Here is a 12780-nt window from a genome sequence, read left to right as displayed (position 1 = left end):
GTCAGTTGAATTGGCGGCCGCGACGCGACCGCTCTCCATTCAGATCTTGCCCAATCGCGCGCGTTCTTCCGGGCTCAGTGCAGACCGCTGAGCAGCCCCCACCGGACCGAAGCCCAGAATGGACACTGCACTAGACGAGTCGTAACTGACCTGCCCCGCCCGTTTGTGCTTTTTCGTACCGTCATCTCCGGCGTCTCCGAAGCCCTCGACCTGCACAGTAATGGTCCATCGTCGAGGGCCGACACCCGACGCATTGTTCTTCGCAAGATCCTGCGCCATCTGGCTGGCTGCCGATGCAGCCGAGCTAGCCGCCGTCAACGCGCCCGTATTAACCGCTTGAACCACCGGGATGCCTGTCGATGTCCCCTGCACCTGGATGTTGTCGACGTTCGCCACATGAAGTGCCGCCACGTTCAGGTTACCCGACACGCGAATACCCGCGTCGCCCGCATCCACCGTGCCTCGCGGCGCAATCAGATTGGCGTTGCCTGCAGGTGCACCCGGTATTGTCTGCAGCGTGGCAATGCCGGCACCTGATACCTCGCCACGCGCATCCACCGTACAGTAGTGGTTCGCATCGCACACATAGTTCGGCGCAGGCGTATCGGCTGACGACTTCGCGCCCTTGCCGGCGTTGATGTCGCCGTTCGAACTCCACATCGTGATGTTGCCGCCCTGCTCGGTGAAGATCCGGCTCTGCGCGAGCAGCACGCTCTGGTCAGTAAAGACATTGATGTCGCCCTGCTCCAGCGTCAGGATACCTTGCGTGCCGGGGCCAGCCACGACCTGGCCATTGTTGTTCACGATTGCAGGCGGCGCCGAGGTACTGCCCACCAGCGCCTGTCCACCCGGACCAAGAATCGTGACATTGCCCTCCTGCTGCGTCTGGATCGTCGTGCTGCGGATATCAAGGTTGCCGGTATCGACCAGTTTGTTCGCGCCGTTCACCCCGCCACCCAGACTGTTGGCCGTGTAGCCCAGCGAAGCCGGGAACAGCGTATTGATCGCCTGGTAACCACGTGCGTACTGCTGGTAGTACGGGCTCGCCGGATTGTTGTAGTCAAGGCCGACCGTGTTGAGCACACTGAACAGGACCTGTTCGGCGAACAGTTGCTGCACGTAGACCGGTAGCGCCTGAAACTGCTTCCATGCTTCGTCAGGCGTCAGTGTGCCGACCTTCTTCTGTGCCGCGGCCTTGTCTGCTGCAAGTCCCGTATCGACGCCTTGCCCGGCGTCGTACTGTTCCATGAACGCGATCAGAGCCGGGGTCGCGCTGGGAATGCCCGTTGCCGTGCTGACCGGGTCAATGTAGGTCGAGATGAACGCCGCATTGTCGACGCCCGGCCCCACGCCGAACAGCACATTGATGTTCGCGCTCTCGTGCGGCAGGTTCGGATTGTTTGCGTTACCCACCGCGTCGATGCCGGTGATCGCGGTACCGGGATAGCCGGCCAAAGCCGCATATAACTGTGCCTGACTCGTAAGCGGACCGATATTCCTTCCAGCCTCGACATCAAAAGTACCGGGACCACCGAGTACCAGTGTCGGCACTGCCCCGCCGCCGTTGTGTGGAACGGGTGTGTCGTAAATATCCCGGCCCGCGACGAAGCGGGTGATATCCGCGCTCCGCAGGTTCTGCCCCTGGAACGCCAGATTCACAATATCCTCGCCGGCTTGAATCAACGTCGGCTTGTCGATTGAAATCGTGACCAGGTTATCGTAGAAGCCCGATATGCTCCCTGTCGTTTCGAGAATGCCGTTTACGATGCTGCCATTCAGGCTGTAGATCCGTGCCGGTGTCGTATCGTCCGCATGAAGTGCACTGGTGGCATGCGGATCGGGACTAGCTTGTGGATTGGTCGGCGACGGCATCTGCGACGGATCAGCGTCCGACATGGTGAATACGCTGGGTAGGCCCGCTGCGGTCCGAATTGCCGCAATGTTGGAAATATTCACTGTCTGATCGGCAATCAGGTTTAACTGTCCAACGGCGGACGGGTACAGCGTGCCCCCTGAATCCAGCGTGATACCTCCCGTAAGTGCCGTGAGATTCACGCTTGCCGGCAAAACGCCACTGGCCCCGGTCATCAGGCCAGCCAATGTACCGAACTGAATGTCGCCCGTTGTCGACAGAACATTCACAGCCGATGTTGCCGAGTAGCCTTGGCCGTCTGCATACTGCCTGTAGTCCGAAAGATTGATGCGCGAAGTGGACTGCCCGCCCGGCTGAAAGAAACTGCTCGCATATGACGGGTCAAGTACCCCACCAATGTCGGCACCCTGCCGAGCCGTCACGTTGAATATCCCATCCTGTGCAGCGAGCAGCGTGGATACATCGACCGACGGCCTGACTCCAGGGCCTGCCTGAGAAACGCCCAAGTCCGATCCGACCTGTCCGCCGGCTGAGAGAGATCCCGTCCCTTTCGCGACAAAATAATCGCCGCTCAGGATGTCGCCGCCCGCGCGCACCGTCAGATTGCCGCCACCGACCGTATTGACTGTCGGGTTGCCCGCGTTCGCTCCAGTCAGATACCAGGTTGTCGGCAACGACACTGCGAGATCCGAAATATTGCCGCCCGCACTCACTGAAACATTGCCACCAACACTCATGACCCCCTGATCGAACGCACCGAAATCGATGGACGAGCGCGACAGCGGTGTGTACGTCCCATTGATGACCGTGGGACTCGCTGTAATCTGCATCCATTGCCACCAGAACTGGCTGATGCTGTTGCCGGCCTGTCCCGTCACGGCACCCGTCGCATCTGTAGTGTATTCGACGCCGGTAATGTCGCCCTGTGCCCGGATCGAGATGTCCCCAGCGGAATCAGGGTTCACGCTCGGAGTAACCAGCACATCCGGCTCCCCAGTTCCCCCCCGCACTATCGTGGCATCGATGCCGACCGCAGGTGCGGCCGCCGACGGTGCGCCCGCCGTGTATATGACGCCAGGGACGACCATCACGCCGGGATCGTTCTTCGGTGTCACACTCGCATCAAACAATGCGATGCCGTTCGCGGCAGCCACGTCGATCGAGCCAGTCCCGGTCCGAATCATCGTCGGAGCAAGCAGCGTCAGATTGTCCGGCCTGTTGGGATTGGTCGAGTTGTCGTAAGCAAAATAGCCACCCATCGTCACGTTGCCGCCCTCAGTGAGAGATGGCGCGGCCGACGACGAAAAAGCGGTCACTGGTTGCAACGCGAGCGGATTGGAACTCGACAGATCAGCGCCTGCAACAATCCGATACGACGAACTGGTCCCGCCGGCAAGGGATGCAGAAAGCAGGGGCAGCGCGTTCCCCAATACGGCGACAGGGGACGGTGTGTTGTCGGTCGGCGCAGCCGAGATCGCGATAGGTGTAGTAATGACCTGAGCAAGTGCGACTGGAGGCGCCTGCACCTGATCGATATGGGGAGTCAGCCCAGGATTGGCATTCTCCCATTTCAGGATGTCGTTGCGGTACGACTGATAAAGCGCGAGGTAACGAGGGTACGCGGTGGGGTCATCCACTTCCTGTTGAGCTGTAGGCGCCTGGACCAATAACACCGGCTGTCCAGCCACCACTTGCGCATTCTGGTTCTTTCGTGAGGCTCCGAAAACATTGTACTGGCCGTTGGCATCCTGAGAGGTAAGGTAATGCGTATATTCCTCGTACATCCCGTAGTACTGAGCAACTTCAGCCGTATCGCCAGACACCCAGTTGTGCGGAGCGGACAAGCCAAGATAAGCATAGTTTGACAATATGTAGTAAAACTGACCAAAGTAGGTCGCGGCCCATGCCGTCTCGACTGCCGTATACGTGGAGGGCGTAGGAATAGGAGCGGTAATCCCGTTACCAACCGGATTGACAATCTGGAAGAACCCGTCTGTCAGACTCGCATCGACCTTTACATTGTTCTCGGCCCGGAACGTGATATCCGGCGCCTGCCCATTGAAGCGGAACGCGAGATTCGTCGGCGACGTACCGGCTCCAAGATTCCAGTTCGTCAACACCGAGATATTGCCGTCATTGACCGCCATACTCGGGTTGTCGAGTTCGATGCCCGGAACCACATGGAAATTCGCGACATTCGTCGTGGCGAATTGAGCTGCTACGCCGGCAAGGCCATTCTCAACGAAGCTCATCAATGTACCCGGCACCGCAGCGGTCGCGTCGCCGTTCACATAGCCATAGAAACTCTGATGATCGGCATTGGCCGTCGTGGGAGCAAAGAAGTCGTTCGCCAGATAGGTGGCAAGCTGGTCCGCCGTCGGATTGGCCAACGCGTTGCCCTTCTGGTCCGTCCACGTACCCGCCACCATCCCTGGCTGCCCCGCACCTGTGACGCTATCGCCATACCATCCCGCCGGATCGACAATGCCGTCGAAATGCTGCGCGCCGGTACTCGGATCGGTGGTGCTCCACACCGCGTACGCTTCCAGATTGACGCTGCGCGCACCCTTGATCTGCGCACCCGGCGCGAGCGTCACGTTCACACCGCCGTTGTCCAGCAGCGGTGCGCGAAAGCTCACAGTGCCACCCGACAGACCACCCGCTGTACCTCCCGATACGTCAATCACCGCATTGTTGCCGAGCGTGATCACGCCCGAGTTCGCCGACGAAATATTCTCGTAGCCATAAGTCGGATTCACCGTCACCGTGCTGCCCGGCGTTCCCGTTGTGTCGATAACCACCGTGCCGCCGCGCTGGGTCGCGCTCGAACCGGTTGCAATGAGCGAGCCTTCCACATCCACGCCGCTCTTTCCATACAGGCCGATTTGCCCGCCGGCGACACCCGCCGCATTGATCGTGCCGAGAATCTGTACATTGCCGTTGTTCGGGTCCTGCCCACCTGCGCCACCGTCTGCGGTCAGCGACACTGCGTGCGCCGTCAGCGTGTTGCCTGGCGACAGCGTCAGGTTGCCCGCTTTCGTCTGGATCTCGATCGACTGATTCACGCCGCTCGAAGCAAGCGTGCTCGCCAGACTGTCGAGGTTGGCAGCGCCGCCCGTGTTCAACGACAACGACCCGCCTGCGTAGCCCGTCGCCGCGGCGCCCTTGAGCGTGCCGTTCAGGTTCACCACCTGATCCGGCGCGGACAGCGTCAGACTGCCTGCCGCCCCGCCGCCGCTCGCGCCCGAGAAGTCCAGCGTCGAACCCGCCTGCACATCCACTGTGCCGGTATCGGCAGTGAGCGTAATCGCGCCGGCCGGTGCGTACTCCGTTACGTCGAAGAACTGCTTCGATACGCCCGCCGAACTCAGCTTCGCGCCGCTGCCGACCGTCAGGTTGCCGGTCGTCGCTTCGAGGCTCACATTGCCTGCGGGCGCCGTAATCGTCGCGTTATCGCTAATCGTGCCACCAATAAAACTCCACGCGCCGCCCACCGGCGTAATCGTCAACGCCGTGCCCGCTGCGTTGTTGAGGCTCAGCGCGCCGGTCGTCTTCACGGTGGAGGCCGAACTCGTATCGGCCAGGAACACCGGCGCACTGAGCGTCACCGGCAGTGCGCCGAAGTCGAACGCGCCGGCACCCTGCCCGACAATGCCGCCCGTCGCATTCATCGTCACCGCGCCGAAGCCACTCGCTGTCTTGCTGCCGGTGCCGAAGCCGATCTCCATCGCGTTGACCGTCAGCGTGCCCGACCCGGCGGTGCCCACCGGGGTCGGCGCGCCGGTCTCGTTCGTGAACGCGATCTGTTGCGCGTTCAGTGTCACCGCGCCACCGTCACCCGTGAAGGTGCCCGCGCTCAGGTCCACGCTGTTGCCGAACGTCGCGTTCACGTCGCCGACGAAATTGATCGCCCCGCTGCTGCGCAGGATCACCTGCTGCGCGTTCGCCAGTTGCGCGAGTCCGGCGGGATCCAGTACGAAGCCCGGCAGACCCGCGGCGGCCGCACTCGTTTCGTTCGTGAACGTGATCGCCGAGCCGTCCGCCGTGATCGCCTTCGCCGACAACACCGCGCTCGGGTCCACCTTCAGGTCACCCGATGAATCGAGCGTGAGCGCCTGACCACCCGTGAGCGTTGCACCCGCACCCACTGTCAAGAGGCCGGTTCCGGTTGCCCCGCTGCGCGTGAGCGTCGTCATCGCACCGTCCGACACACGCAGCAGCGCGCCGTCGCCCGTGATCGCGATCGACAGATCCTTCGACGCGGGGTAACTGCCGGTTGCCGTAATCGCACTGCCTGCATCGACCCGCAAACCGTTGACCCCGTTCGGATCGGTTCCCGTCGAATCCGTCTTCGTGACCAGCATGATCTCCGGACCGCTGAGCGCGCTGCCGGCACTGTTGGAAACGACCACGCTATTCGCGATCGGATTGATCGTGATACCGGCTGTCGTGACACTACGTGTGCCGCCGATCAGCAGGCTGCCGGCGTTGAGTGAATCGAGCGCATCGGCACCGATCTGCAGATAGCCGGCCAGCGCGGCCTGGCCGTTGCCGGTGATCTGGATATCCTGCGACGCGATATCGACCTCGGCGGGGGCTCCACCGGTAGCGGCAGCCGTATTTAGCGTCGCGCCGAGCGTGAGCGCCTGCGTCGCCGCCAACACCAGTTGCCCGCCGTCGATGGGCAGCGGCGGCGTGACGTTGCCCTTGCCCGCGGCTAGGGTCGGGAAGAAACTATTGGCGCCCGTCAGCGTGTACTGCGAGTACTGCTGCCAGACCGCGCCGGACTGCACGTTGAACAGCGTCGGCGTCGCGCTGCGGCTGCCGCTGAGTGCGTCGGTAAAGTAGCCGGCGGTGACCACCGTACCGTCGGGCTGCACCTGGCTCGCGCCTGGCGCGACCGCACCTGTGGCGCTCGACACCGTCACGCGATAGGCGCCGGGCAGCGTCGCGTATTTGCCCGGCAACAGCGTATAGACGCCCGCGGCCAATCCGGGCACACCGGACAGGTACACCGCCTGCCCAACCGCACCGTTGAGCGACGCCTGGCCGACTCCGTCGCTCAGCGTCGTGGTGCTCACCGTGCCGTTCGCATTGGTCGACGGCTGCAGCGTCTGCGCGAGTACCGGATCGTACGCTGCTACCGGCGATTGTGCGCCCGGCACGATCGCGTAGACATTCCCGGCATTGGCGTTCACCGGGATGGCGACACCGCTCGCGCTCGATGCGTAGCTTACGTTGTATTGCGACAGCACGTCACGGCTGCCGCCGGTACCGGCCACCCATTCGGCCGCCTGCAGATTGCCGCCGCCCGACAGGTCGATCGTCGCACCCGGATTGAGCGACACGCTGCTGCCGTTCACCCCGACGAATTTCACCGGCGGCGCTGTCACGTCCGGGGATGTGGTGCCGGCCACCGGGTTGAACTGCCACTCGACGCCGTCGACCGTCGTGCCATAGGGAATCGTGGTGTCACCGTTCGACACCGAGGTCACGCTGCCACTGGCCAGGGTGACCGAGTCCGTTGCCACGAGCGGGAGGTTGTTGTCGAACTGGGCCAGCGTCGTGCTGTTCGTCGGGTCGCCCACGCCGAACACGAGCGTGCCCGACGGTGCGCGGACCGTGCCGCCCTGCACGATATTGGTCGCGTCGACAAGCAGCGTGCCGCCCGCCGACAACGGCACACCGGAGGTGCCGTTCGATTCGAAGGTGATCGTCGTCGGCGCGGGCTTGCCCGTTATCGGATCCGTGGGCCCGACCGCGTCGAGGATGAAGGTGCTGCCCGTGGCCGGATACAGGTCCGCCGCCCGGAAGGTCAGGTTGCCCGGCGTGTACAGTTCGCCAGCATCCAACGCTCCTGTCCCCGATTGCACTCCGTTCGTCGAGCTGAGCCGGATATCACCGCTGCTGGTGAAATTCGCCTGGGCGAAATTGTTCAGTTGAACCTGATTCTCGATATCGATGAACGACGCGCGTACGTTCAGCGTGCCATCCGCCGCCGCACGCACCGGCACCATATCCGTGGACTGAGGCGTGAACAGAGGGCCGACCAATGCCACATAGGGCGCGTTGATCGTCACATCCGTACCCGTTGTGGTCGCTGCCGGCTGCGATGCCAGCAACGACGACAGGCTGGCCTGCTGCGGCGGGAGCCATTGTCCGGTAACGGGATCGACGGTCGGCAACAGGCTGGCAAGCTGCCCGCTGCCCAGCGCGACAACCTGGCCCGCGTTGACGATTACGGCCCTGCCCAGGTTCAGATCGACGTCGTCGGAGAAAACGACCGGAACCGTCCCCAGGCTCGGCGTGCTGGCGGTACCCTGACTGCCCAGCACCAGTGTCGAGATACCGGACCCGTTCAGACGGTCCGCAGCGAACTGCAGCACGCCCGTGGGCGAGCCGACCGCATTGACAAAGCTCTGGCCCGGCGCGAGACCTGCCGGCACCAGATTGCCGCTCTGCTGAATGACAAGCGCGCTCGCACCCTGCTGATTTGATCGTTCGGGCAGGATCGACAGCGTCCCGCCCTGCGCCTGGCTTGCGCCGGGCTGTGCCTGCAACGTGCCGTCGAAGTACAGTCCACTGGCGGCGGCCAGCGTGATCGAGCCTGCGTCGCTCCACACCGGCTGCGACGCATAGGTGCCGTTCGCCTGCAACTGGTCGAAACTCGCCGATGCGCCTGACGCGTTGATCAGCGACCCTGCTTGCGCGACCACGTAACCCGAATCGCCCATGATCGTGACCGAGCCGCCGGGCAGCACCTTGCCCGTGTTCGGCGTGAAGGTCGTCAATCCGCTCTTCACCGGTGTCGCCAGCGGATTGGTCAGCGCCACGCCAGACACGTCGAGCACGGCATCCGCGCCCAGCCACACCGACTTGCTCGGGCTGGTGAACGTAGTCCCGCTGTACTGTCCGCTTAGCAGATAGGGCCCACCGCTAACCGCATTCAGCGAGATCGAGCCGCCTAGCGCAATCAGCGAACCCAGCACTGTCACCTGCGCGGGCGAACCCAGTCCAATGCTCGCCCCCGCATCGCCGACGATCGACGCACCCTGGCCAACCGTGATCGCATTGGTTACGCCAGCAAAGGCAGCCATGTTCCCGACGTTGTCTTTCCAGATCAGATCTCCGCCTGCTGTCATCACGAGGCTCGTGGCCTGGCGATGGTAGGCGTCCAGCGTGCCGGTGGTCACGCCGCCCGACGACAGGTTTGCACCCGTCGCGATCTGCTGCAGCGTTTGCGCGTCCGGCATCAGGTTCTGCTGGGTCAGGCGTACTGTTGCACCTGGCGCGACCGACGACTCGTACAGCGCGTTCAGCACGTATTTGCCGAAGCCCTGCTGCGCAAAAAAATCTTCGGGCAGCACCGTGTCCCAGACCAATGCCTGCGTCGGATCACCGCCAATCTGGAACCCCAGCGCCTGCAGTGTCAGGGTGCCGCCGCCCGAAAAACCGGCGCTGTCGATGGTGCCACCCAACTCTATCCTGCCCGCTTGCGGCTGGCTGGACGGCAGGATGGGCGCGCTCGGATCCCCGCCGTATTGCGAGGATACGCCCGCGGAATACGTCAGCAACGACAGATTGCCGCCAAGCCCGGCGGGAATGCCGTTCTGCATCAGCAACTGCCCGTTCGACAGCATCTCGCCGCCGCTGGATACATCGATCAGGCTGCCCGGTTGCAGGATGATCGAACCGGTAGTGTCATTATGACTCGACCCGTTCGCACTGCTGGGTACCGTCGCGAGCGTAATGCTGCCGCCGTTGATGTACTGGCTGTTGCCCGGCGTGGTGCCTGCTGTTGTCTGGGTGTCGTTGTTGACCCATTGGCCGGCGACGCTCAGCGAGCCACCGGCTCCGACGACAATATTGCCGCCAGCCGTGATCGCGATCGTGCCTCCCGGCGCACTCAGTCCGCCCAGGATACTGTCGCCTGCTCCCGGTGTTTTGAACGTGATCGAACCGCCAGGCTGCATCTGCAGTTGCATACCCTGCGCTACGACCACGCCTTTGCCGGATCCAAAATCTTCCGTTACGCCCAGCTTCGCGAAGCCACCCGCGTTCAGCGTATCGACCGGCACCACCGTCGTTGCCAGCACGTTGTTTGGGTCGGTGCTGGACAACGCGCTCAGGGCGGCTGTACTGATCGGCGTAGTGGCAGAAAAACCTGGCGCAAGATCGGCGAGTTGCGGCGCGCTGTCCAGCAGGATCACCGTACCGGACTGGCCGTTGTCCGACACGTTGTTCGGTTGGGTCAGGTCGACGAGCGCACTGCTGCCCAGAGCCGGATCGGCGCCGAGATTGAACGTACCCCCTGTCGGCAGGCTATTGCCCTGCATCTGTTTCGAGCCGCCGAACGCCTGCGCGCTAATATCGCCGTTTAGCACGAGCGCCTGCGTCGCGTAGAGGTCCAGCGTCCCAGCATTGCCACCCACGATGTAGTCCGGCTGATATACGCCCCCTGTGGCAAGCGCGTTGTACCAGGTCTTCGTGATGCCCCAGCGCGGATGGCTTTCGGTGAATTGCCCGGCGATCCCGACGTACGTGTCGTTCGGGCTCGCCTGACCGATCGGCACAATCACGCCATTTGCGTCGATCAGGCGGGTCGTGTTCACGATACCGCCGTCGTAATGCACGTAGCCGCCGTTCAGGTTCATCGACGAGCCGGCCGCCGTCATCACCTGGTTGCCTGACAGCGTGATCGTGCCGCCATTGGTCAGCAACTGGTCTACCGTGCGCGGAATCAGGCTGACATAGCCGGCCAGATTCAGGATCGGACTGCCGACCCATTGCAAGCCGTCGGCATTGGTGCCCGACAGCGTACTGTCGACCACGACGTTCTTCAGGCCGAAGAGAAAACCATTGCGCAGCAGCGGCGAATCGGCCAGTTCGTTCTGGCCAATGCGGGGAATCGTGACCAGCGTATCGGCCATTGGCAGCTCGACGTTCGCAAGACCCGACACATCGATCGTGGCGCCGTCGTCCAGATAGATGCGGCCGGGCACCGCCGTTTGCCCCGGAGGTGTCGGACTGCTCAAGGCGGACGGCGTGAGTGCAACAACGGACACGCTCGAGCCCGGCGCCTCGATCAGCGAACCACCCTGGAACCAGACCGAACCCGCCGTCATCGAGATACTGCCGGGGGTGAAGATCGTACCCGGCGCGGAAGTCGCTGTCTGGCCATCCGTATCCGGCATCACGGTCGTCACGGAGCCAGGACCGAAGCTCAACAGACCGGCACGGTGCGTGGTGTTCGCGTCGCCGCCTGTCACCTGTGAAAGACCCAGATACTTGTTGCCTGACGGATTGTTCGAACTGTACTCGTCGACCGTCGAGATCGTGATAGTACCTGGCGTGTTCACGCTCGTGGTTACACCCACTACGCCGTTTTGCACCACCTGACTGCCCAGCAGATTCACGTTGCCGCGCGCAGCCTGGATGATGCCGGTATTGGTCAGCGTGCCGGCCGGCGTAAGGTCGATCGTCGCGCCATTCTGTCCGGTCGTGACAATCTGCCCGCTCAGTTCGGGCAGCAGTACCTGCGGAAAGGTAATAACACCCTTTGAATTAGGCTTAAGACTGACGCCCACGCCCGCTGCCAGCACCACCTGACCGTCGGTGGCGGTGATGTTTCCGCCATTGGTTACGTTCGGCGCAGCCACCAGCACGAAGCCGCCGTCACTGGCCGTGCCGTTCTTCTGCGTCGTAATCGACGCGCCCGGCGCGATCGTGATGTCACCCCAGCCCTGATACTGGCTCGCCGAACTCAACACGACCTGATTCCCGAGCCCCAGCACCTCGTTTGGAATCTGGCTATTTCCCTGCACACCGGTCGAACTACCCGATTCCTGGTACGCCAGCCCACCGGTCGTTCCGGCAGGCAGACTCAGGAACTGCTGGTTGCTCGCCACGATGCCCGCGGCATCCTGCGCCAGGTTGCCGACTACCACCGGGTTGCGATTGACCAGTGTCTGGTTGTAATCGTTCATGTTCAGCAGATCGAGCGACGACGCCACCAGCGCATGCACGTTCACCTGCGAACCCGCGCCGAACAGGATCCCGTTGCGGTTGATCACGTACACCGCACCTTGCGCCGTGACCTTGCCCAGAATCTGGCTCGGCAAGCCGCTCGGATCGTTGATCCGGTTGAGCACCGCCCAGTTGTTCGCGCCGTTCGTTTGCGTGCCGGCCGACTGGTCGAAATTGAGCGTGGTCTGTTTGCCGACGTTCATCGTCTGCCAGGTCAGGATTGCGTTCTGCCCCGTCTGCGTGATGTCGACGTTCACGTGACCGCTGCTGTCGACGCTCTGCACCGGTGCATTCGCGTTGTACCAGAGCACCGGGTTGTTCGTATTGGCGGTCGCGGCTGTCGGCGCGCCTTTCGAATTGAAACTCAGCCCTGGCGCCACCTGCAGCCCGCCCGGCGCCAGGCCGTTCGGAACATTGGACAAGGCGGTCGCCGCTGCGGCCGCAGCCGCCTGCTGCGCGGCGATCTGTGCAGCGATGCCTTGCGCCGCGCGTCCAAGGTTCTGGATCGACGGCTGGCTTGCCTGCAGCGCCTGCTGCGGCGACACGCCCAGGTTGGACGTGCCTGCGCCGCCATAGCTTGCGCCGCTACCCGCGGCCACTCGCGCACCGGCCTGACCCAGATTCACGATGCCGCCAGCATGCGCGTGGGCCGAGACACCAGCGGCGAGCATCAACGCAATTGCCCTGTAAAGCGGTCGCAGATCCGATCCCGGGACAAACCGCGAACGATGGAGGTCCTGTTGTCGTACTATGCGTGCGCGTGCTGCCATGCTCTACCCCGAACTCAAAGAATTTGACGGCTGAATCGATCGCGTCGAAGTTGACGCCAGCGCACAGCCTGGAATGTCGATCGCCTGTGGCAGGCAACCAGAATCAGTGGA

1 protein-coding gene is annotated in these 12780 nt (G+C 63.0%); it reads right to left on the bottom strand.

Annotated elements, in window-relative coordinates:
• Positions 1 to 39 precede the first annotated feature (39 nt).
• The gene (locus tag F6X42_RS30120) at positions 40 to 12570 is read right to left on the bottom strand and encodes a filamentous hemagglutinin family protein (protein ID WP_246530286.1); all 12531 of its coding nucleotides are present in this window, start codon (positions 12568 to 12570) and stop codon (positions 40 to 42) included.
• Between the last annotated feature and the right edge of the window lie 210 nt (positions 12571 to 12780).

The sequence above is a fragment of the Paraburkholderia podalyriae genome (assembly GCF_014397785.1).
Taxonomy (GTDB): Bacteria; Pseudomonadota; Gammaproteobacteria; order Burkholderiales; family Burkholderiaceae; genus Paraburkholderia; species Paraburkholderia podalyriae.
Note: the sequence above shows the minus strand (reverse complement) of the source record. Positions and strands in the feature narration are given on the sequence as shown.

Bases quoted from the DNA above. Each gene is read 5' to 3' on its own strand.
- F6X42_RS30120 (WP_246530286.1), bottom strand. From the start codon at position 12,570: ATGCTCGCCGCTGGTGTCTCGGCCCACGCGCATGCTGGCGGCATCGTG.